Here is a 20,483-nt window from a genome sequence, read left to right as displayed (position 1 = left end):
GTGGCCGCCGACGGCCACCGACCTCACCGACTTCACGAAATGTCCCGCGTGCTTCGCACCGCTCGCGCTGACCTCCTGCGCCGTCTGCGGCCTCGATCTCGCCACGCCGACAGCCGAGCACGTACGGATGGCATCGTTCGAAGCGCACGCCCTCATGCAGAAGAGAGCGGATCTGATCGCCCGGATCCGGGTCGAGAACGTGCAGGCCAGGCGGGCACGGGACGAGCTGCAGGCGATGGTCGCGGAGCGCACGCGGCAGGCGCAGCAGGACTCCGTGACGGAGTCTCTGCCGTCACGTCCCACGACGGCACCCGCGATCCCGCCGACCGTCCCGACCCCGGAGCCTCCGCCGCACGGCTTCCCCTGGCCCCTCTCCGATGCCGAGCCGACAGCAGAGCCTGACGCTCCCCCGACCCGCAGGCACTCGAGCGTTCAGATCGCCCTCCTGATCGTCGGTGTCTCGCTGGTCGGAGTGGCGGCGATCTTCTTCCTCACCGTGGCCTGGATCGTCGCCGGACTCGTCTTCCGATCGGTCGTCGTCGCCGCTGTCACGATCTCGGTCCTCGGAGTCGCGACGTTCCTGCGCCGGCGCGGGCTCACCAGTACCGCGGAGGGGCTGGGGGCACTCGGCGTCGTCCTGGTCGGGCTCGACATCCTCGCCGTGCGCGCCAACGACGTCTTCGGCGCTGGTCAGCCCGATGCGCTCCTCTACTGGGGTGTCGCCATCATGGCCTCCGCAGGGATGCTGCTCGGCTGGTTCGCGCTGAGCCGCATCCGGGCGGCGAGCGTCGTCGCCTTCCCGGCTCTCCCGGTCGGGCTGGGGCTGGCCACAGCGGGGCTCCTCGGCTCGATCGGCGTGCTGCACCCCAGCGGGGACGGGGTCTTCTGGGGCGCGATCGCCGCCCTGCTCGGCACGCTCATCCACCGGGCGACCTGGCGGACGGAGGGGCTCGCGATCGAGCGCTCGTCCCTCCTGGTCGCGGCGCTGCTCGCGGCACTGACCGCACTGATCGCCGCCCCGTTCGCCGCACCTGGGCCGGCCTGGGCGCCCGCCTGGCTTCTCGGGACACTCGCGCTCGCACTCGCTCCCCACGCCGCTGCCGTGATCGGCTGGCCAGGATCGGCCACCGTCGCGATGGCGGCCGGAAGGACCGCCGGGGCCGTGGCGGGGACGGCGCTCGCCAGCGCCACGGTGCTCGTCGCGTTCCGACTGGGGGACACGCGTTTCTGGATCGTCGCTCCGACGATCGCGGCGGCCGCGATCGTCGGAGCCTTCGACGCGAGCGGGCGCCGGTTCGCCGCCGAGGCGATTCGTGTCGCCGCACCCACTGCCGCCTTCGCGGCGGCCATTGTGGGCGGCCTGAACACGCTCCTGCCGTCCGTCGAGGCACTGCACCCGCTGATTCGAATGCTCACAAGGCAGCCCGATTGGTGGAAGGACCTTCCCGTCCAACCCGCGACGATATCGGAGCGCTCCGTGCTGGGTCTGATCGCCCTCGTCGTCGCCGCCCTCGTGATCGGCGCCTCGTGGTGGCTCGGCCGGGTCGCTGCGGCTCGGAGCATCGCACTCGCGGCGACGCTCTCCGGCCTCGCGATGGTCGCCATCCCGTTCACCGGAGAGCGGACCGTCATCGTCAGCCTGTACCTCGTCGTCGGTGTTCTCGCTCTGGGTGCTCTTCTGCGGGCGGACACGGTCGCACCCCGCTTCCGTGTGCTCGCGCTCACGGTCGGCACGACCAGCCTGGTTCTGGGCTGGCTCACCGCGGTCGCTTCGCCGGCCCTCTGGCTCGTTGCATCGCTCGTCCTGGTCGCCGCTCTGCTCTCGATCGGGCGCCTCCGCGTGCACCGTGATCCTTCGCACGATCGCCGACTGGCGTTCTCTCTGGCGGCCGCGATGGCCGTCGTCGTCGGCTCCGCCCAGCTGCCCATCGCCTTCACACAGTCGTCGCCACCCGCCGATCTGTGGGATCTCGTCGCCGCCTCCACGATCTGCGGGTGCGCCGTGGGTTCACTCATCGTCGCCCTGCCGTGTCCCGGCCTCACCCGGCGGGAGCCTGTCGCCTCGTTCCTCATGTTCGCCGCACCCGCCGCAGGCGCGATTTCTCTGCATGCGCTGGGTATGGCGTCGCGGGTGTCCTCCCGATCCTCCACGGTCGCTCTGGCGGGCGAGATCGTGGCGCTCCTCGCCGTCGGTCTGTGGGTGCTTCATCCGCGGAATGTCGAACCGCCGTTACCTCGACGCATCGCCGCGGTCGCGTTCGCTCCGCTGCTGTGGGCCGTCGTGGGCGGCGCCCTCTCCCTGTTCGGTGTCGCGTCATCGGGCACCGCGATCTTCCTCGTGCCCGCTCTCGTCGCGACGGGCGTCGCGTCGGTCTCGACCATCGTCGCGATCCTGTGGCCGCAGGCAGGTCTCCGTGGAGAGCTGGAGGCGGGTGCCGTCCTCACCGCGAGCTGTGCGATGCTCGGAGCCCTGACAGGGGCGGGACTCGGGACGCAGTACGGCCCGGAGCCGCTCTCGTCGGTGCTCTTCGTGCTCGCGGCCGGGGCACTCGTGAGCGCCATCGAGCGAGACGGATTGTTCGCATCCCGTTCATGGCGGCGCCATCTCGGCTGGCTCGCTCTCGCCCTCGCAACCGCCGGCCTGTGGACGCAACTCGCCGTTTCCGGAGCCGGCACACCGGAGCCCTACGTCCTGCCCGTGTCGGCCGCGCTCCTTGTGATCGCCGGCCTGATTCGCCTCACCGACCGACGGAGGCGTGCGGCCCTGCCTGACGCAACGGCGAGGACAGGCCCCGCCGCGCTTCTGGTCCTCGGCGGGCTTCTGGTCGCGGCCGTTCCGCTCGCGCTCGCGGGGCCGGCGACCGCGGAGTACCGACCGGTCGTCATCGGGGTCGCCGGCGCCGTCCTGGCCGTCGGCAGCGCGCTTCCACGCCGTCACAGCCCTGGCGTGCGCGTATTGGACGCCTGCGTCGGTGCGGGCATCGTCGCCATCCTCCTCGTCGCCACCGAGCGGGGCTTCGCTCGGGTGCTCACCGCGTCCGCCGATTTCACGCCCGCCGACGCGTGGCCTCTCGGAGCGATCGCTGTCGCGGTGTGTGCGTCCTTCCTGATGCTGCGATCATCCGCCGCGGATCAGGAGGGAATCTCCCTCTCGGCTCCCCGGTGGTACGGCGCCTGCGCTTCCACGACCGTCGTCATCGCAGCGACGCTGTACGCCCTGCTCGAGGTGGTCGTCGCCCTCCTCGGTGGGGCCGGGGTTCGCACGATCGTCGCCGTCATCGCCCTGAGCGGGCTCTTCGTCGCCGCTGTCCGGATCGGCCGCGCGCCTCTGAGCGCCGGGGTCGCCCTCAGCTCGCTGGGACTCGCGATGGCCACGACAACGGCGGCAATCGTCGTCGGACGCCCCGATCCGATCGAATGGATGAGCGTCCCTCTGGGTCTGGCTTTCCTCGCTGCGGGGATTCTCGCCCCGCCCAGAACGGCGATGCGCAGCTGGCCTGTCCGGACCTTCTGGGCACTCGGCCTCGTCACGGGTCTTCTCCCATCGGCGGTTCTCGGCGCGACGGGCAGTCCCGTGCGGACGATCGTCGTGCTCGCGGTGGGATTCGCCGTCGTGTCCGTCACCCTCGTCTGGCGCCCCGGCCTTCTTCGCCTGCCGAAGGGCGTCGAGCTGGTCTCGATCCTCGGCGGTGGCGACGTCATCGTCGTCGCCGCACTCGCTCGCGTCATCGGAAGCACACGATGCGCCGCGCAGTCGACGGTCGCATTCGATGTGTGGCTCATCGTCGGCGCGACGATCCTCGTGGCAGCAGGTGCCGCGGCCCAGCGTCCGCGCGGCCCGCTGAGCGCAGCGGCACAGCGGATGGCGCTCATCCTCGTCCCGGCTGGATTCGCGCTGATCGCCCTGCCGGAGCTCTTCGTGGTGACGGACGAGCCCGCACTGCGCGCCATCCTTCTGGTCACGCTGAGCTGCGCCACAGCGATCGGCTCCGCCGTGGCGCTCACGGTGGAGCGCTGGCGCACCGTGGCGATCGTCCAACTGGGTCTCGCGCTCGTCACCGCAGTCATCGCGGCGGGGATCCGCGCTGCGCACGAGACGGATGGCGCGTTCGAAGCGTGGCTGCTCCCTGTCGCCGCCACCCTCGTCGTCGTCGCGTCCGTGCTCTCCACCTGTGCGGAGCGCATCGGCGCCTGGACCGAACGCGCGGCCGCCGCGCTGCTGGCCACGGCGCTCATCGGAACGACCGTCGCCGAACTGAGCATGATCCTGTTCGGAGAGCTGTCGACCCCACGGGCGATTCTGACCGTGTGGGTGCTCGCCGCCGTCTCCGTCACGGGATTCTGGCTCCGACGTCCACCGCTCACACCGGTCTCCGGTTGGATCGCCTTCGGGGGCGCGAGCGCGGTGGCGCTGCTCGCACTCGTCCAATCGCGGGTGGACGCCGTCGAGCTTCTCTCCGTCCCTCTCGCGGCGGCACTGATCATCGCCGGGGCACTGCGCCTCCACCGCTCGGAGCAGGTGCGTTCGTGGTCGGCCCTCGGACCCGGAATCCTGGTCCTTCTGCTGCCGTCGCTGCTGGCCGATCTCACCGCGAGCCCTCTCTGGCGTGTCACCGGTCTCGGCATATTGGCGCTGCTCACCGTCCTCGTCGGGCTTCGGTGCAAGCTGCAAGCACCGTTCGTGATCGGCTCCGTCGTGCTGCTGGTGCACGGTGTCGCGCAGCTGTGGCCGTGGATCTCGGCCGCGTACGGCGCCGTCCCGTGGTGGCTGTGGCTCGGTGCGGGTGGCGCCATCCTGATCGCCGTCGCCGCCCGCTACGAGAAACGCATCAACGACGTTCGCACGATCGCGTTGTCGATCCTGGCCCTGCGCTGATCCCGAGCGGCGCCGCCCGTCATAGGATCGCCCCATGCGCCGTGTCGGGATCGTGCTCTTCGAGGGATTCGAGTTGCTGGACGTCTTCGGGCCGGTGGAGCTGCTCGGCACCGCCACCGACCTGTTCGAGATCGAGTACCTGGGGCCTGCCGCCGGCGGTCTGGTCCGCAGCTCGCAGGGCGCGCAGATCGCGGCGCAGCAGGGCGACGCCGACGCCACGACTCCCGACATCGTGCTGGTTCCCGGCGGGATGGGGACGCGCGGCCTGGTCGGCGATCGCGCCTTCCTCGCCTGGCTGCGGGAGTTCGCCGCGCCGGCCGAGATCGTGTCCTCGGTGTGCACCGGCTCGGCCGTGCTGGCGGCGGCGGGTCTATTGGAGGGGTATCGCGCCACCTCCAACAAGAACGCGTTCGCGTGGGCGACCACGCACGGGGACGATGTCACGTGGGTGCCGGAGGCGCGCTGGGTGGAGGATCGCAACCGCTGGACGTCGTCGGGGGTCGCCGCGGGGATGGACATGACCGCCGCGCTCATCCGGCACCTCCACGGCGAGCGGGTCGCCGACGACGTCGCGACACTCGTCGAGCTCGAGGTGCACATGGACTCCGGCTGGGACCCGTTCGCACGGCGGCACGGCCTGGTCTGACGCCGCGACACGGCGCCGGAGCGTGTCAGCCCTCGGCGGGATCCACGATCAGGGTCCGCAGCTCGACGCCGGCCGTCGCGCACGGCGATGATGTCGATACCCCGCGCGATCGGAGCCCCGAGCGGGCCGAACGCCCAGGCGAGCGCGCCGGTCGCCTGGCCGACGTAGGCGGGGCCGTCGGCGACGAACGCGAACTCCGGCGGGGCACCGTCGAGCAGTTGCGCGGCCTTGCGCACGAGCGCCTCCCGACCGTTCCGCCTGCGCCCCCTCCTCACCCGCGACTGACCGGCACCGAGACGGCGAACTGTCCGCCGCCTCGGCGGCCAGAACGCGCGAAGGCCGCGTCGACCAGAGGTCGGCGCGGCCTTCGCGTGCTGGATCAGCGAGCGGGGATCAGCCCTCCGCCGGCTCCGAGGGGCCCTCGGAAGCGGCGTCGCGGCCGTGCGTGTCGGCCTCGTCGGCGATCACCGGGGCGAGCGAGAGCTTGCCGCGGTCGTCGATCTTGGTGATCTCCACAAGGATCTTCTGGCCGACGCCGAGCACGTCCTCGACGTTCTCGACGCGCTTGCCACCGGCGAGCTTGCGCACCTCGGAGATGTGCAGCAGGCCGTCCTTGCCCGGCAGGAGCGAGACGAACGCACCGAACGCGGCGATCTTGACGACGGTTCCGAGGAACTGCTCGCCGATCTCCGGGTTGGTCGGGTTCGCGATCGCGTTGACCTGGGCGCGAGCGGCCTCGGCCGACGGGCCGTCGACGGCGCCGATGTAGACGGTGCCGTCCTCCTCGATGGAGATGTCGGCGCCGGTCTCGTCCTGGATGGCGTTGATCGTCTTGCCCTTCGGGCCGATCAGCTCGCCGATCTTGTCGACCGGGATCTGGACCGAGATCACGCGCGGCGCGGTCGGGGCCATCTCGTCCGGCGCGTCGATCGCGGCGTTGAGCACGCTCAGGATGGTCGTGCGAGCATCCTTCGCCTGCGTCAGCGCACCCGCGAGGACCTCCGAGGGGATGCCGTCGAGCTTGGTGTCGAGCTGGATCGCCGTGACGAACTCGCTCGTGCCGGCGACCTTGAAGTCCATGTCGCCCAGCGCGTCCTCGGCGCCCAGGATGTCGGTGAGGGCCGCGTAGCGGGTCTCGCCGTCGACGACGTCGGAGATCAGGCCCATGGCGATGCCGGCGACCGGGGCGCGCAGCGGCACACCGGCGTTGAGCAGCGACAGGGTGGAGGCGCAGACGGAGCCCATCGACGTCGAGCCGTTGGAGCCGAGAGCCTCGGACACCTGGCGGATCGCGTAGGGGAACTCGTCGCGGCTCGGCAGCACCGGCACGAGGGCGCGCTCGGCGAGGAAGCCGTGCCCGATCTCGCGACGCTTCGGCGAACCGACCCGGCCGGTCTCACCGGTCGAGTAGGGCGGGAAGTTGTAGTGGTGCAGGTAGCGCTTCTTGGTGACCGGCGACAGCGAGTCGATCTGCTGCTCCATCTTGAGCATGTTCAGCGTGGTGACGCCCAGGATCTGGGTCTCGCCGCGCTGGAAGATCGCCGAGCCGTGGACGCGCGGGATGACCTGCACCTCAGCGTCGAGCGGACGGATGTCGGTCAGGCCGCGACCGTCGATGCGGATGCCCTCGCGCAGCACACGGCCGCGCATGACCACCTTCGAGACGGACTTGTAGGCCGCCGAGAACTGGGTGAGGACCTCGGAGTCGAGGACGCCCGCCTCCACCTTCTCGGTGAGGGCCGCCTTGACGCGCTCCTTGAGGGCGTCGTCGGCGTTCTGGCGCTCGATCTTGTCGGCGATCTGGTAGACGTTCACCAGCTCGTCGTAGGCGAGGCCGGCGACGTTGTCGTAGGTCTCCTTCGAGTAGGGCAGGAACACCGGGTAGTCGGCGATCGCCTTCGCGGACTGCTGCGCGATGACGTTCTGGGCGCCGACGAGCTGGCGGATGAACGGCTTCGCCGCCTCCAGGCCCTGTGCGACGACCTCTTCGTTCGGCTTGACGGCGCCGCCCTGGATGAGGTTCCAGCTGTGCTCGGTGGCCTCCGCCTCGACCATCATGATCGCGACGTCGCCCTCGGAGCCGTCCGCGTTGGTGAGGACGCGGCCCGCGACGGTGAGGTCGAAGACGGCCTCCTCGAGCTGCGAGGCCTTCGGGAACGCGATCCACTGGTCGGCGTGCTGGCCGTTGCCGGGGATGAGCGCCAGGCGCACACCCGCGATCGGGCCGGAGAACGGCAGACCGGAGATCTGGGTGGAGGCGCTGGCCGCGTTGATCGCGAGAGCGTCGTAGAACTCGTCCGGGGCGATGCTCAGGACGGTGATGACGATCTGGACCTCGTTGCGGAGGCCCTCGACGAACGAGGGGCGCAGCGGGCGGTCGATCAGACGGCAGACGAGGATCGCCTCGGTCGAGGGGCGGCCCTCACGACGGAAGAACGAGCCGGGGATCTTGCCGGCGGCGTAGGAGCGCTCCTCCACGTCGACGGTCAGCGGGAAGAAGTCGAAGTTGTCCTTCGGGTGCTTGCTGGCGCTCGTCGCGCTCAGCAGCATCGTCTCCTCGTCGAGGTACGCGGCCACGGCGCCCTGCGCCTGCTGGGCGAGGCGTCCGGTCTCGAACCGGACGGTGCGGGTGCCGAAGCGGCCGTTGTCGAGCACGGCTTCGGCGAATTTGATTTCGGGACCTTCCAAGAGGTCTTTCTCCTTTGTTTAACGTCGCGGCCCCGTGTGGGCGCGACTCTCCAAGGAGCGAGCAGGCAGATCGACACGTCCGACGTGTACGCGGCATCCCATGCGGGTGCGTGGGCTGAGCCCGTCTGGCCATCAGTAGAAATACACGGCTGCGCTCGTCGCGCATCCGGATACCACCACCGAGGACCAGCTCCTGCCAGCCTGCTCCGGCGGTCGGCACACAGCCGACCACGAGCATCCTATCAGTCGCGCCCCTCCGTCCGGCGGTCAGAGCGCGAGCGTGGCGCGTGCGGCCTCGGCGAGCGCCCGCCCGTAGGCCGGTCCGTGGCCGGCGGCGTGCACGGCGAGCGGGTGCAACTGGTGCAGCGGGATGCGCTCGCGCCAGCCGGGCCGCAGCGGGCGCGCGGCGTCGTAGCCCGCCAGCACGTCGTCCAGGAACGGGAGGCCGAAGAGCGCGAGCATCCCGAGATCGGTCTCGCGGTGGCCGCCGTGCGCGGCCGGGTCGATCAGGACGGCACCGTCGGCTGACCAGAGCACGTTGCCGTTCCAGAGGTCGCCGTGGAGGCGCGCGGGAGGCTCGTCGTCGTCGAGCTCGCCCGAGGCGACGCGCTCCACCGCCTCCCGGATCGCGGGCAGCTGCGCGGCCGTGACGCCCCCGGCCTCCACCGCGATGTCGAGGTACGGCTGCACGCGGTCTCTCGCGTAGAAGCGGCCCCACGACATCTCGTGGGCGACGGGCAGCGGGCGCCGGCCGATGTAGAGCGGGCCGTCCCAGCCGTCCGGCGGAGCGCCGAACGCGGCGGCCCCGGCGGCGTGCGTCGCGGCGAGTGCGGCGCCGAACGCCCGGGCGTCCTCCGCCGTGGGTCGCGCCTCGGCGATGCGCTCCAGCTCGATGCGGCCCGGCTCGACGGACGCGACGCGGACGATACGCGCGCCTCCCCCGCCCTCGGCCGCGGCGAGCCAGCGCAACCCCGCGGCCTCCGCCTCGAAGAACCGCTCAGGCGCGCCACCACGCTCCTTCACCATCGTCTCCACCCGCTCCACGCTACCCGTGGCCCGCGAGCACAGGAAAAGTGCTCGTTCCATGCGCAGAACGAAGCACTTTTCCTGTGCTCGCGGGCTACGGGGCGGGGGTGGGTTTGTGGTGGGCGGGGGATGCTAAGTGCACGATCGCGATGCCGACGAGGGTGCCTAGGGTGTTCGACAGGAGGTCGCGCGGGTCGCTGAAGCGTGCCGGCAGGAACAGTTGCACGAACTCGATGGTGAGGGTCGCGACGACGCCGAGGGCGAGGGCGAGCCACCAGTGGTCGCGGCCGAGCAGCAGAGTGAGCAGCACCCCCATCGGCACGAACATCAGGATGTTCGCGCTGAACTCGACGACGTCGTAGGTCACCCAGGCCAGCAGCGGGGTCTCGGCGAACAGCGCGAGCAGCGACGTGAGCAGGCGGTTGCCGTGCGGGTCCGGCGGGAACGGGTTCAGCGTGATCCACGCGACGACGAGCAGGTACACGAGGGTGACGGCGGCCAGGATGCGACGGGGCATCCTCCTATGCTTGCGCACATGAGCATCGCGTTCCGCATCCCGATGTCCGGTCGCTCGACGGAGGAGCGCCATCGCGTCTCCAGCCCGCTCGAGCTGCTCTTCGATCTGACGTTCGTCGTGGCCATCGCGCAGGTCGCCTCGCAGCTCGCCCACGCGGGCGAGGCCGGGCACGCGTTCGACAAGCTCGGCCCGTACCTGATGGTGTTCTTCGCCATCTGGTGGGCGTGGATGAACTTCACCTGGTTCGCGTCCGCCTACGACACGGACGACGTGCCGTACCGGCTGATGACGCTCGTCCAGATGGGCGGCGTGCTGGTGCTCGCCGCCGGTGTGCCCGCCGCGTTCGCGCAGTCCGACTTCACCGCGATCATCGTCGGCTACCTCATCATGCGGCTCGCCCTGGTCGGGCAGTGGGTCCGGGCCGCCGTCGAGCACGCGGAGGGCCGCACCACCGCGGTGCGGTACGCGAGCGGCGTCGCGGCGGTGCAGCTGCTGTGGGTCGCCTGGGGCTTCCTGCCGCCCGGGATGCGTCCGTGGCTCTTCCTGCTCGGCGTCGTGCTGGAGCTGTCGGTGCCGCTATGGGCGGAGCGCACGGGGATGACCTCCTGGCATCCGCACCACATCGCCGAGCGCTACGGGCTGTTCACGATCATCGTGCTCGGGGAGTCCGTCTCGGCCTCGGCCATCGGCGTGCAGAAGGGTCTCGCCGCGCACGGCGTGTCCGGCGCGCTGGTCGCCATCGCCGTCGCGGGCCTCGTGCTGCTGTTCGCGCTCTGGTGGCTGTATTTCCTCGAGCCGGCGGGCGAGGGTCTGTCGAGCAAGCGCGGGCGGGCCTTCTACTGGGGCTACGGGCACTTCTTCGTGTTCGCCGCGCTGGCGGCGCTCGGGGCGGGGCTGGAGGTCGCGGTGCAGGCGGGAGCGGAGCACCACGGCGCGTCCGACACCGCCGTCGAGTACGCGGTCGCCATCCCGGTCGCGGTGTTCCTGCTCATGCTCTACGTGCTGCACGCACCGCTGGTGCCGGAGGTCGTCATCCGGCCGCTCAAGACGGCGGCGGCGATCATCCTCGTGCTGGTGCTCCCCCTTGCATCGCCGCTCATCGGCCTGGTGGGCGTCGTGATCGGGATCGCGGTGGTCGCGGCCGCGCTCGTCGCCGCGACGCTCGTCGACCGGGCGATCGCCGCACGGAAGGCAGCCGGAGACGCGCCGGAGACCGTCTGACCGACCGCGTAGCGGCGTCAGACCAGCGCGGGGACGAGCGCGACCGCGCGTGCCCGGCGCACCACGCCGAACGCGATCAGCCCCTGCGCGGCGATGTAGGTGACCATGATCGCGAGGTCGACCTGCGGCAGCGCGACGCCGGGGAGGAACCGGTCGAGGCCGAGCAGGCTGTCCGAGACCACGAAGCAGGCGGCGCCGGCGGCGATCCAGGGCGAGCAGGCCGATCCCGTGACGCCGAGGGCGACGAGCGAGAGCCCGTACAGCGCGAGCGGCACGAGCAGAGCGCCCGCGTGCGGGGCGAGCACGACCAGCAGCGCGACGAACCACAGGGCGTATCCGGCCGACCACCAGCGCGGACGCCCCGTCCGCATCCGGCGCACGAACAGCACGACGTACGCGACGTGCCCGAGCAGGAAGAACCCGAGCCCGATCACGAAGCCGGCGCCGGCATCCATCAGCGACACGTCCCCCAGCCAGCCGAGCAGGATGCCGAGACCGGCCCAGAGCGCCGTCTCGGAGCGGCGCGCCGCAGACGGCAGCGCGACGAGCAGCGCGAGCAGCAGGGCGGGCATGAGCAGCGGCTTGGTCACGGCGACGAGCCCGTCGGCGCCGACCGCGATCGCGACGAGGTGGACGATGCCGACGACGGTGTACGGCAGGAATGGGAGTGCCACGGCGCCGAGACTAGCAACCGGGCGGTCGCGGGCGTCAGTTCCGGTCGTCGCGAGGCGCTGACGGCCGAGCGGTGAAGACCCGGCGCGCACGGTCGGCGATCCTCTGTGTGCGTGCCGCCTCGGTCCGCACCGACTGGACGGCGGCCGCGGGGCGGAGTCGGCCGCGGGCGACGTTCAGCGCGGTGAAGACCAGGTGACGGGCCGGGATGAGCCCCGCCAGCCGCTCGAGCTCCGCCGGTTCGAGGGCGCCGTCGGGTCCGAGTTCGCTCCCGAGTACCCGGCGATAGGGCGCGCAGGCCGCCTGCCGCCTTGATGGTGTCGCGGCGCTCCTCGCGCGGCACCGGGTGGACGAACCCGGTCACGATCACGGGATGGCCGTCGACGACCGAGACGGCGTCCTCCGCGGCGAGCCGCTCGGCCGGGTAGTCGTGCTCCGCCAGCGACGCCAGGATTCCGGCATCGCCGCGCACGGCGTCCACCGGTCGCGAGGCCGGGAAGGCGCGCGCCACCCAGTCGGGCCCGTCCCGGCGGCGCACCCGCCAGACCGCTGCATCCAGCGCGTCCATGCCCGCCACCTCGATCCCGTGGGCGGCCGACAGGGCGTCGGCGACGGCCTCGGGATCCCCCGCGGCCACCGGCAGTTCGTGCATGCCGTCAGGATACGCACGACGCACCGGCGGCAGTGTTCACCCGGAGTTCACACGCGCCGCGCCGAACCGGCGTACTCAGGAGACCGTACGGATCCTGACGGAAGGCGGACGCAGATGGATGTGCTCATCACCGTCGTGCTGGTCGTCGTGATCGCCCTCGTGTTCGATTTCACGAACGGCTTCCACGACACGGCCAACGCGATGGCGACCTCGGTGGCGACCGGGGCGCTGAAACCACGGGTCGCGGTGGCGATCTCGGCCGCGCTGAACCTCGTCGGGGCGTTCCTCTCGACCGAGGTCGCCAAGACGATCTCCGGCGGCATCATCCAGGAGGGCGGATCGGGGGTCGAGATCACCCCGACCCTCATCTTCGCCGGGCTGGTCGGCGCCGTGCTGTGGAACCTCACGACGTGGTACTTCGGGCTCCCGTCGAGCTCGACGCACGCCCTGTTCGGCGGGTTGATCGGCGCCGCGATCATCGGCGGCGGTCTCAACGCCGTCAACTGGGGAGTGCTGCTGACGAAGGTCGTCATCCCGGCGCTGCTCTCCCCCGCGGTCGCGGGTCTCGTCGCGCTGCTCGCGACGTTCGCCGCGTACCGCATCACCGCGAACGCGCGGGCGCACGGGGCGGAAGCGGGATTTCGCCACGGCCAGACCGTCTCGGCCTCTCTCGTCTCCCTGGCGCACGGCACGAACGACGCGCAGAAGACGATGGGCGTCATCACGCTGACCTTCATCGCCGCCGGCTACCAGAACGCGGACTCCGGCCCGGAGCTGTGGGTGATCCTGGCCTGCGGCCTCGCGATCGCCCTCGGCACCTACCTCGGCGGCTGGCGCATCATGCGCACCGTCGGCAAGCGCATCACCGATGTGAAGTCCCCGCAGGGCTTCGCCGCCGAGACCAGTGCCGCCGCGACCATCCTGGTGTCGTCGCACCTCGGCTTCGCGCTCTCCACGACGCAGGTCACCTCCGGCGCCGTCGTCGGCAGCGGGCTCGGCAAGCGGCTCGCCTCCGTGCACTGGGGCATCGTCGGGCGCATCGCGACCGCCTGGGTCATCACCCTCCCGGCGGCCGCACTGGTGGGCGGACTCGCCGCCTGGATCGCGTCGACGAGCGTGATCGGGCTGGTCGCGGTCGCGATCGTCGCCCTGATCGGCGGCCTCGGGCTCTACGCCCTGGCGCGGCGCCACCCGGTGACCCGCGAGAACGTGAACGACGTGGACGAGGAGGCGCCGGACGCGCGCGCCACCGCGTCGGCGGGGACGGAGGCACGATGAACGCGACACAGCTCCTGCGCACCGCGGACGACCCGGGAGCAGGCCAGTTCCTCGGCGTCGACTGGGGCTCGTTCGTCGTGGTGCTCCTCGTCGCGCTCGCGGCGACCGTGGTGATCGTCTGCTTCTACGCGCTGGCGCTCCGGCTGCTCGCGCTGGGGGCTCCCCTGGACGGTTCCGACAAGCGGTCGACGGCTCCGGCATCCGCTGCTGCGACCTTCCACCGGCCGCCCCTCGCCACGGCCGCGGCCGTCGTGTGCATCGCGATCTGCGTCGCGGCCGTCCTCTACGGGATCTGGCTGGTCATCCCGCAGTTCCACTGAGGGGTTGTCGGGAGGGCCGGGGCGCGGGATGGTGGAGTCCGACCGACCCGAGGAGCACCATGGCTGACACGCCCGACCACGACGACGCCCGCACCGATCAGCTGACCACCGCCCCGAAGGCGACCGAGGAGGATGCGGCACCCCGCATCGAGGTCGGCGAAGGCGACGAAGGACGCACCCGAATCGACCTGCGCGACGACTCCCCTGTGCGGCCGGGGACCGATCCCGAGCACCGCTGACCTCGCGGACGACGTCCGCACACGCAGAACGGGCCGCCACCCGAAGGTGACGGCCCGTTCCGAAGAAGCTCGCGGTGTCAGCGAAGAGCTGACATCTGCGGAGACTAGCGACGCAGTCCGAGGCGCTCGATGAGCGCACGGTAGCGGTTGATGTCGATGTCCGACAGGTAGCCCAGCAGACGACGACGCTGACCGACCAGGAGAAGCAGGCCACGACGCGAGTGGTGGTCGTGCTTGTGCTCCTTGAGGTGCTCGGTGAGATCCTTGATCCGCTTGGTCAGGATCGCGACCTGGACCTCGGGGGAACCGGTGTCACCGGGGTGGGTAGCGTACTCTTCGATGATCGCCTTCTTGATATCAGCATCCAGTGCCATAGACGGGATCCCCTTCCTGTTCGTTGCGCGGTGCCCGGGGCCTGATGCCTGGGCTCTCTTTCTCCGCGGCCGTTAGACGGCAACCTGAGGAGTCTACCAGACGGCGCCGGTGACTCAGCCCGCCGGGCGCTCCGGCTGGAGCAGCGCGAACCCGCCTCCCTGCGGGTCGGCGACGACCGCCCAGCGACCGACGCCGGGCGCCGCGGTCGGCTGCTCCAGCACCGTCCCGCCGAGCGCGGCGAACCGCTCGAGCGCCTCGTCGAGGTCGGCGACGGTGAAGTAGACGAGCCAGTGCGCGGTCGTCCCCTCCGGCGCCTCCGTCGCGCCCGCGACGCTCGTCGTGCCGACGTCGAACAGCCCGTACGGGGCGTCGCCGACGCGCATCTCGCTGACGGCGACCCCGAGCACCGACACATAGAAGGCGAACGACCCCTCCACCCTGTGCTCGACGAGCTCCAGCCAGTCGACGGCGCCGGGCTCGTCGCGCAGCCAGGGCGAGTCCTGCTCCCGCTGCCAGAGGCCGAAGACGGCGCCGGCCGGGTCGGCGACGATCGCGAGCCGGACGCCGGGCGCCAGCTCTCCGGGCGGCAGCAGCACCGCTCCCCCGCCGGCCGTCGCGGCTGCGGCGGCGGCGTCGATGTCGGGGACGGCGAAGTAGATCGTCCACACGGACCGCTCGACTCCCGCAGGCAGGGGGCCGATGGCGGTGACGGGGATGCCACGGAGGGTCGCGATGGAGTAGCCCCCGGTCTCGGCGGTGGCGTCGGGCGCGTCCCACCCGAAGAAGGCGCGGTAGAAGGCGACGGCGGCCGGCTGGTCGGACGACTGGAGGTCGACCCAGATCGGCGTGCCCGACGGGAAGCTCTCGATGGTCGGCATGCGCACACGGTACCGCCGCGCGGGCGGCCGTGGCGAGGGCCATCGCGGTCCTAGAGCGGCGCGGCCCCGCGGGGTAGCGTCCTGACCATGAAGGCATTGCAATATCACGAGATCGGCTCCCGTCCCGTCGTCGTCGAGGTCCCCGACCCGGAGGTCGGGCCCGGCCAGGTCCTGCTGAAGGTCACCGCCGCCGGGGTGTGCCACTCGGACGAGTTCATCATGGGCCTCCCCGCCGAGCAGTACGTCTACGGCCTCCCCCTCACCCTCGGGCACGAGGGCGCCGGGATCGTGGAGGCCGTCGGCGCCGGCGTCACGGGCGTGCATCGCGGCGACGCGGTGGCGGTCTACGGGCCGTGGGGCTGCGGGCGCTGCCACATGTGCGCCCAGGGCAAGGAGAACTACTGCCTCAACGCCCAGGCCGAGCAGATCCGCCCGCCCGGGCTCGGGGCGCCCGGTTCGATGGCGGAGTACATGATCGTCGACAGCGAGCGCCACCTGGTGCCGCTCGACGGCCTCGACCCGGTGAAGAACGTCTCGCTCACCGACGCCGGCCTCACGCCGTACCACGCCATCAAGAACTCGCTGCCGAAGCTCGGCGCGGGGACGACGGCCGTCGTGATCGGCACGGGCGGCCTCGGCCACGTGGGCATCCAGATCCTGCGCGCGATCAGCGGCGCGACCGTAGTCGCGCTCGACGTCAACCAGGAGAAGCTCGACCTCGCGACCGCGGTCGGCGCGCACCACACGTTCCTGTCGAACCCGGTCGCGGTCGCGTCCGTGCAGCAGCTGACGGGAGGGCGCGGCGCGGACGCGGTCTTCGACTTCGTGGGCGTGCAGCCGACGGTCGAGCTCGCCGGCGCGATGGCGGCGGCGGAGGGCGACGTCACCATCGTCGGGATCGGCGGGGGCGCGCTCGCGGTCGGCTTCGGCCGTATCGCCTACGACGTGGCGGTGCGGACGCCGTACTGGGGCTCGCGCGCCGAGCTGATCGAGGTCCTGGACCTGGCGCGCGCCGGGCAGGTGGAGGTCGAGATCGAGACGTACTCGCTCGACGAGGCCCCGAAGGCGTACGAGCGCCTGCACGAGGGGAAGATCCGCGGGCGCGCGGTCATCCTCCCGAACGGCTGACACCGAGCCGCGAGGAACCGCGGGTCAGAACCCGCGCAGCAGCTCGTCGAGGGCGGCCACCGCGATCGCGGCGGGGTCGCCCTGGTCGTTGCGCGCCCACCAGATGAGCGCCGAGAAGTTGGCGGACCCGAGCGCGTCCGCGAGCACGTGCACCCGGAGGCCGTCCACGGGCTCGCCGAGCCGGCGGGCCAGGAAGGCCGCGACCATCCCGTGGTCGGCGCTCAGCCGCGCGAGGCCGAACGCGATGAGCGCCGGGTCGGAGCCGAGCAGGCGCAGCCGCCGCCTGGTCGCTTCGAGGGAGTCGGGCGCGAGGTCGAGGGAGGCCGTGATCGCGCGGGCGAGCACGTCCCGCATCGGCTCGTCGTCGGGCGCCGTCTCGAGCACGGCGTTCATCCGCTCGACGACCGGCTCCATCCCGCCCCACACCAGGGCGGGCTTGCTCGGGAAGTAGCGGAAGAGGGTGCGGCGGCCGATGCCGGCGAGCCCGGCGATGTCGTCCATCGTCGTCGCCTCGTAGCCGTGCTCGTCGAAGTGCCGCAGCGCCAGGAGGGCGACGCGCTCCGGGTCCACGTCGGCGGGTCGCCCGCGGCGGCGCGGGGCGGGATCGGCTGTCGGCGAACTCATGGGATTCATTATGGCACCGAGTGCTATAAATAGGGCGACGCCCGGTGCGGGCATCGCAGGTTCCGTCGAGGAAGACCCGAGGAGAGAACACCATGAGCACCATCACGCCCGGCCGTTTCGCCGGTAAGACCGCCATCGTCACGGGAGCCGGCTCCGGCATCGGCAAGGCCACCGCGCGGCGCCTCGCCTCCGAGGGCGCCCGCGTCATCGGCAGCGACATCTCGGCCGAGCGGCTCGCCGCGCTGGTCGACGAGAACCCCGGCCTCGAGATCTCCACCGTGGCGGGCGACGTCTCCAGCGAGGAGACCATCGCGAAGCTGCTGGAGGCCGCGGGCGGCCGCGTCGACGCCCTCGCCAACGTCGCCGGCATCATGGACGGCTTCCTGCCGCCGGCCGAGGTCGACGACGCCACCTGGGACCGCGTGTTCACCGTCAACGTGACCGCGATCATGCGTCTCAGCCGCGCCGTCCTGCCGCTCATGGTCGAGGCGGGCTCCGGCTCGATCGTGAACGTCTCGTCCGAGGCGGGCCTGCGCGGCTCCGCCGCCGGTGCGGCGTACACCGCCTCCAAGCACGCCGTGATCGGCCTGACCAAGAGCACCAGCGTGTTCTACGCCCCCAAGGGCGTGCGCGCGAACGCCGTCGCCCCCGGCGGCGTCGCCACCAACGTCGAGGGCACCATGCGCTCCGCGTGGGCCGGCGAGCGCCTCGGTCCGCTGCTGCAGACGGTGGTCCCGCCGGTCGCGCAGGCCGAGCAGCTCGCGGCCTCCATCACCTGGCTGCTGAGCGACGACTCGGCCAACGTCACCGGCGCCGTGCTCGCCTCCGACGGCGGGTGGTCCGCGATCTGAGCCAGGCGCCGGATGCCCGGCGCCGGGCTCACGGCCGCGGCTGCTCGCGCGACACCGCGTCGGCGAGCAGCCGCAGGCCGTCCGGGATGTCGTCGGCGGCGATGGCCCCGAACCCCAGCAGCAGCCCCTCCCGTCGCTCGCCGGCGCTGAACCGCGGCAGCGGCTGCACGGCGACGCCCGCCGTCGCCGCACGCGCCGCGACCCGGTCGGAGTCGAAGCCGGGCCCACTCGGGCGCAGCGCGAGGTGCAGGCCGGCCACGGACGGCACCACGACGAGGTGCTCCCCCAGCAGGCGCCCCGCCTCCTCGACGACGATCCGCTGCCTCCCCTCGTAGACCCGCGTGGCCTGGCGGATGTGACGGGCGAACCCGCCGGAGTCGAGGAAGCGCGCCATCGCGTGCTGCGAGACCGGCTCGCCGTGCCAGTCGGTGAGGCGCTTCGCGTCGCGCAGGGCCGGGAGCAGCGACGGCGGCGCCACGAGGAACCCGAGCCGGAGGGTCGCCAGCATCGTCTTCGAGAAGGTGCCCACGTAGACCACGCGGCCGTCCGCGTCGAGGCGCTGTAGCGGATCGAGCGGTCGCGAGCGGAAGCGGTACTCGCTGTCGTAGTCGTCCTCGACGATCACCGCGTCGTGGCGCGCCGCCCACTCCAGCAGCGCGACACGGCGCTCGATCGGGAGCACCCCGCCCAGCGGGAACTGGTGCGACGGCGTGACGTACACGAGCCGGGCGGGCGGGAGCAGGTCGACCCGCAGCCCGTCGTCGTCCACCGGAACGGGCACGACCCGCGCACCCATCGTCTCGAACAGCTGCCGCACCGGCGGGTAGCCCGGATCCTCCACCACGACCGTGTCGCCCGGCCGGAGGACCACCCGCCCGATCAGGTCGAACGCCTGCTGCGCGCCGCTGGTCACCAGCACGTCCTCGGGACCGGCGACGACCGAGCGGGCCAGACCCAGGTGCCGCGCGATGCCGGAGCGGAGCCGCTCCACCCCGGCGGGATCGCCGTAGTGCGCCGTGCGCAGCAGCCGTCCGCGCAGCTCGGCGTCGACGTAGCGCCGCCAGTCGGCGAGCGGGAACAGCGCGGGATCCGGCGTCCCCACCCCGAAGTCGTAGGCCACGGGATGCGGTTCGCTCCAGAGCGGGTCCGCGCGGCCGCGCCAGGCGGGCGCGGGGCGGGCGGCTCCGACGACCGGACGCCGGCCGCCGGCTGCTCCTGTGACCGCGGCGACGAACGTCCCGGACCCCACCCGGGACACGAGATACCCCTCCGCCGTGAGGCGCTCGTAGGCGGTGGTCACGGTCGCCCGGGCGACCTCCAGCCGCGCGGCGAGCTCCCGGGTCGGGGGCACGCGCTCCCCCGGACGCAGGCGGCCGTCGAGCACGGCGTCGCGGAGGGCGCGGTAGATGCGGTCGGTGCGGTCGCCCCGCCCCTCCAGCGCCACGTGCAGTTCCATCGCGCCTCCAGGAGTCGGTCGGTCGGAAATCGGTCTGTTCGCAATCGCTCGAATTGAAACTTACACCGAACCAATGCCGCTCCTAGCGTGGAGGCATGACAGAACGGATCCAGATCTCCTCCCTCGCCCGCGAGGGCTACCGCGCGGTCGTCGCGCTCGACAGCTACGTCGGCGAGCACGTCGAGGCCCCGCTCGGCGACCTCATCAAGCTGCGCGCGTCGCAGCTCAACGGCTGCACCTTCTGCGTCGACATGCACTCGGTCGACCTGCAGGGAGGCGGCTACCCGCTCCGCAAGGTGTTCGCCGTGTCGGCCTGGCGCGAGTCGACGTGGTTCACACCGCGGGAGCGCACGGCCCTGGAGCTGACCGAGGCGGTGACCCTGATCCACGACGGCGGCGTGTCCGACGAGCTCTACGACCGGGCGCTGGCCGAGTTCGGCGACGAGGCGCTCGCGAACCTGATCCTCGCGATCGGCACCATCAACATCTGGAACCGCATCGCCGTGCCGACGCACATGCACCCGCCGGCGCTCTGACCGAGCCGCCCCTCCCACGCCCGAACGACTAAGCGCTCCCTGCGGCCATGCCGAGGGAGCGCTTCGTGCCGTGCGGAGGGGTCAGCTGACGCCGAGCAGGTCGATGACGAAGATGAGGGTCTTGCCCGAGAGCGGGTGACCGCCGCCGGCCGGACCGTACGCGAGCGCCGGCGGGACGGTGAGCTTGCGGCGACCGCCGACCTTCATGCCCGGGATGCCCTCCTGCCAGCCCTTGATGAGGTTGTTGAGCGGGAAGTTGATGGACTGCCCGCGGCTCCACGAGGAGTCGAACTCCTCGCCGGTCTCGTACTCCACACCGAGGTAGTGCACGTCGACCTTGGCGCCGGGCGTCGCCTCGGCGCCGGTGCCCTCGACGATGTCGACGATCTCGAGCGTCGCCGGAGCCGGGCCCTCGGGCGCGTCGACTTCGGGCTTCTGGTTGGTGTTCTCTGCCATGTTCACCATCCAACCGGTGACGGGGCACCGCGTCAAAGCCCGTT

Annotated in this window: 18 protein-coding genes; 9 read left to right on the top strand and 9 right to left on the bottom strand. The window is 71.8% G+C overall.

Translation table 11 applies throughout. The features are described 5' to 3' along the window. The first annotated feature begins 127 nt into the window (after window positions 1-127). Together BGO91_RS13460 and BGO91_RS13455 are read left to right on the top strand one after the other, a co-directional pair. Window positions 128-4,876, top strand: a complete 4,749-nt coding sequence (locus BGO91_RS13460; protein ID WP_290473253.1) for a hypothetical protein — start codon at window positions 128-130, stop codon at window positions 4,874-4,876. 34 nt (window positions 4,877-4,910) lie between these two features. Continuing rightward, window positions 4,911-5,522: a DJ-1/PfpI family protein gene (locus BGO91_RS13455; protein ID WP_290473252.1), complete on the top strand. Its 612-nt coding sequence runs from the start codon at window positions 4,911-4,913 to the stop codon at window positions 5,520-5,522. 393 nt (window positions 5,523-5,915) lie between these two features. Here the strand turns inward: BGO91_RS13455 and BGO91_RS13450 are convergent, their stop codons facing one another. The 3 genes from BGO91_RS13450 to BGO91_RS13440 all read right to left on the bottom strand — a co-directional run bounded on the left by BGO91_RS13450 (window position 5,916) and on the right by BGO91_RS13440 (window position 9,753). Continuing rightward, entirely contained in the window at window positions 5,916-8,210 is a 2,295-nt protein-coding gene (locus BGO91_RS13450; RefSeq protein ID WP_290473251.1) for a polyribonucleotide nucleotidyltransferase, read from the bottom strand. Between the two features lie 267 nt (window positions 8,211-8,477). Next, window positions 8,478-9,236 (bottom strand): fructosamine kinase family protein, encoded by a 759-nt coding sequence (locus tag BGO91_RS13445; RefSeq protein WP_290473364.1) that lies wholly within the window; start codon window positions 9,234-9,236, stop codon window positions 8,478-8,480. Window positions 9,237-9,330: 94 nt separating this feature from the next. After that, the gene (locus BGO91_RS13440) at window positions 9,331-9,753 is read right to left on the bottom strand and encodes a VanZ family protein (protein ID WP_290473250.1); all 423 of its coding nucleotides are present in this window, start codon (window positions 9,751-9,753) and stop codon (window positions 9,331-9,333) included. Window positions 9,754-9,771: 18 nt separating this feature from the next. On the opposite strand from BGO91_RS13440, the gene BGO91_RS13435 reads away from it, so the two are divergent. After that, a complete protein-coding gene (locus tag BGO91_RS13435; RefSeq protein ID WP_290473249.1) occupies window positions 9,772-10,974 on the top strand; it encodes a low temperature requirement protein A in 1,203 nt (400 codons plus the stop codon). A 17-nt stretch (window positions 10,975-10,991) separates the two neighbouring features. Here the strand turns inward: BGO91_RS13435 and BGO91_RS13430 are convergent, their stop codons facing one another. Then, on the bottom strand, window positions 10,992-11,648 hold the full coding sequence (locus BGO91_RS13430) for a lysoplasmalogenase (RefSeq protein WP_290473248.1): 657 nt from the start codon (window positions 11,646-11,648) through the stop codon (window positions 10,992-10,994). 764 nt (window positions 11,649-12,412) lie between these two features. On the opposite strand from BGO91_RS13430, the gene BGO91_RS13425 reads away from it, so the two are divergent. From BGO91_RS13425 to BGO91_RS13415, 3 genes are read left to right on the top strand one after another with little or no spacing between them, the layout of a single operon-like run. After that, on the top strand, window positions 12,413-13,576 hold the full coding sequence (locus BGO91_RS13425; RefSeq protein WP_290473247.1) for an inorganic phosphate transporter: 1,164 nt from the start codon (window positions 12,413-12,415) through the stop codon (window positions 13,574-13,576). Next, on the top strand, window positions 13,573-13,896 hold the full coding sequence (locus BGO91_RS13420; protein ID WP_290473246.1) for a hypothetical protein: 324 nt from the start codon (window positions 13,573-13,575) through the stop codon (window positions 13,894-13,896). The genes BGO91_RS13425 and BGO91_RS13420 overlap by 4 nt, the downstream gene beginning before the upstream one ends. 59 nt (window positions 13,897-13,955) lie before the next feature. Then, complete coding sequence (locus BGO91_RS13415; protein ID WP_179699366.1) at window positions 13,956-14,135, top strand: multidrug transporter; 180 nt, start codon at window positions 13,956-13,958, stop codon at window positions 14,133-14,135. 104 nt (window positions 14,136-14,239) lie between these two features. On the opposite strand, the gene rpsO is transcribed toward BGO91_RS13415, so the two are convergent. After that, on the bottom strand, window positions 14,240-14,509 hold the full coding sequence (gene rpsO / locus BGO91_RS13410; protein ID WP_021758795.1) for a 30S ribosomal protein S15: 270 nt from the start codon (window positions 14,507-14,509) through the stop codon (window positions 14,240-14,242). Window positions 14,510-14,623: 114 nt separating this feature from the next. Continuing rightward, entirely contained in the window at window positions 14,624-15,388 is a 765-nt protein-coding gene (locus BGO91_RS13405; protein WP_290473245.1) for a VOC family protein, read from the bottom strand. Window positions 15,389-15,475: 87 nt separating this feature from the next. Here BGO91_RS13405 and BGO91_RS13400 point away from each other — a divergent pair, with 87 nt between their 5' ends. Beyond that, window positions 15,476-16,516 (top strand): NAD(P)-dependent alcohol dehydrogenase, encoded by a 1,041-nt coding sequence (locus BGO91_RS13400; protein ID WP_290473244.1) that lies wholly within the window; start codon window positions 15,476-15,478, stop codon window positions 16,514-16,516. A 24-nt stretch (window positions 16,517-16,540) separates the two neighbouring features. On the opposite strand, the gene BGO91_RS13395 is transcribed toward BGO91_RS13400, so the two are convergent. Beyond that, complete coding sequence (locus BGO91_RS13395) at window positions 16,541-17,140, bottom strand: TetR family transcriptional regulator (RefSeq protein ID WP_290473243.1); 600 nt, start codon at window positions 17,138-17,140, stop codon at window positions 16,541-16,543. A gap of 92 nt (window positions 17,141-17,232) precedes the next feature. Between BGO91_RS13395 and BGO91_RS13390 the strand changes: the two genes are divergently transcribed. Next, window positions 17,233-17,991 carry an SDR family NAD(P)-dependent oxidoreductase gene (locus BGO91_RS13390; RefSeq protein WP_290473242.1) on the top strand — a complete coding sequence of 253 codons (759 nt, stop codon included), beginning with the start codon at window positions 17,233-17,235 and terminating at the stop codon, window positions 17,989-17,991. Window positions 17,992-18,019: 28 nt separating this feature from the next. On the opposite strand, the gene BGO91_RS13385 is transcribed toward BGO91_RS13390, so the two are convergent. Continuing rightward, entirely contained in the window at window positions 18,020-19,447 is a 1,428-nt protein-coding gene (locus tag BGO91_RS13385; RefSeq protein WP_290473241.1) for a PLP-dependent aminotransferase family protein, read from the bottom strand. Window positions 19,448-19,542: 95 nt separating this feature from the next. Here BGO91_RS13385 and BGO91_RS13380 point away from each other — a divergent pair, with 95 nt between their 5' ends. After that, the gene (locus BGO91_RS13380) at window positions 19,543-19,983 is read left to right on the top strand and encodes a carboxymuconolactone decarboxylase family protein (protein WP_290473240.1); all 441 of its coding nucleotides are present in this window, start codon (window positions 19,543-19,545) and stop codon (window positions 19,981-19,983) included. Window positions 19,984-20,064: 81 nt separating this feature from the next. Here BGO91_RS13380 and BGO91_RS13375 read toward each other — a convergent pair whose 3' ends face one another. Further along, window positions 20,065-20,439, bottom strand: coding sequence for an FKBP-type peptidyl-prolyl cis-trans isomerase (locus tag BGO91_RS13375; protein ID WP_039921815.1), 375 nt, complete (start codon window positions 20,437-20,439; stop codon window positions 20,065-20,067). Between the last annotated feature and the right edge of the window lie 44 nt (window positions 20,440-20,483).

It is taken from the genome of Leifsonia sp. 71-9, from assembly GCF_001898805.1.
GTDB lineage: Bacteria > Actinomycetota > Actinomycetes > Actinomycetales > Microbacteriaceae > Leifsonia.
The sequence above is the reverse complement of the archived record's forward strand: the minus strand, read 5'-3'. Positions and strand labels throughout refer to the sequence as shown.

Excerpts from the sequence above, each read along its gene's own strand:
- BGO91_RS13440 (WP_290473250.1), bottom strand. The coding sequence starts at position 9,753 with ATGCCCCGTCGCATCCTGGCCGCCGTCACCCTCGTGTACCTGCTCGTC.
- BGO91_RS13400 (WP_290473244.1), top strand. The coding sequence starts at position 15,476 with ATGAAGGCATTGCAATATCACGAGATCGGCTCCCGTCCCGTCGTCGTC.
- BGO91_RS13380 (WP_290473240.1), top strand. The coding sequence starts at position 19,543 with ATGACAGAACGGATCCAGATCTCCTCCCTCGCCCGCGAGGGCTACCGC.
- BGO91_RS13415 (WP_179699366.1), top strand. The coding sequence starts at position 13,956 with ATGGCTGACACGCCCGACCACGACGACGCCCGCACCGATCAGCTGACC.
- BGO91_RS13420 (WP_290473246.1), top strand. The coding sequence starts at position 13,573 with ATGAACGCGACACAGCTCCTGCGCACCGCGGACGACCCGGGAGCAGGC.
- BGO91_RS13435 (WP_290473249.1), top strand. The coding sequence starts at position 9,772 with ATGAGCATCGCGTTCCGCATCCCGATGTCCGGTCGCTCGACGGAGGAG.
- rpsO (WP_021758795.1), bottom strand. The coding sequence starts at position 14,509 with ATGGCACTGGATGCTGATATCAAGAAGGCGATCATCGAAGAGTACGCT.
- BGO91_RS13390 (WP_290473242.1), top strand. The coding sequence starts at position 17,233 with ATGAGCACCATCACGCCCGGCCGTTTCGCCGGTAAGACCGCCATCGTC.
- BGO91_RS13445 (WP_290473364.1), bottom strand. The coding sequence starts at position 9,236 with ATGGTGAAGGAGCGTGGTGGCGCGCCTGAGCGGTTCTTCGAGGCGGAG.
- BGO91_RS13405 (WP_290473245.1), bottom strand. The coding sequence starts at position 15,388 with ATGCCGACCATCGAGAGCTTCCCGTCGGGCACGCCGATCTGGGTCGAC.
- BGO91_RS13375 (WP_039921815.1), bottom strand. The coding sequence starts at position 20,439 with ATGGCAGAGAACACCAACCAGAAGCCCGAAGTCGACGCGCCCGAGGGC.
- BGO91_RS13425 (WP_290473247.1), top strand. The coding sequence starts at position 12,413 with ATGGATGTGCTCATCACCGTCGTGCTGGTCGTCGTGATCGCCCTCGTG.
- BGO91_RS13455 (WP_290473252.1), top strand. The coding sequence starts at position 4,911 with ATGCGCCGTGTCGGGATCGTGCTCTTCGAGGGATTCGAGTTGCTGGAC.
- BGO91_RS13460 (WP_290473253.1), top strand. The coding sequence starts at position 128 with ATGGCATCGTTCGAAGCGCACGCCCTCATGCAGAAGAGAGCGGATCTG.
- BGO91_RS13395 (WP_290473243.1), bottom strand. The coding sequence starts at position 17,140 with ATGAGTTCGCCGACAGCCGATCCCGCCCCGCGCCGCCGCGGGCGACCC.
- BGO91_RS13385 (WP_290473241.1), bottom strand. The coding sequence starts at position 19,447 with ATGGAACTGCACGTGGCGCTGGAGGGGCGGGGCGACCGCACCGACCGC.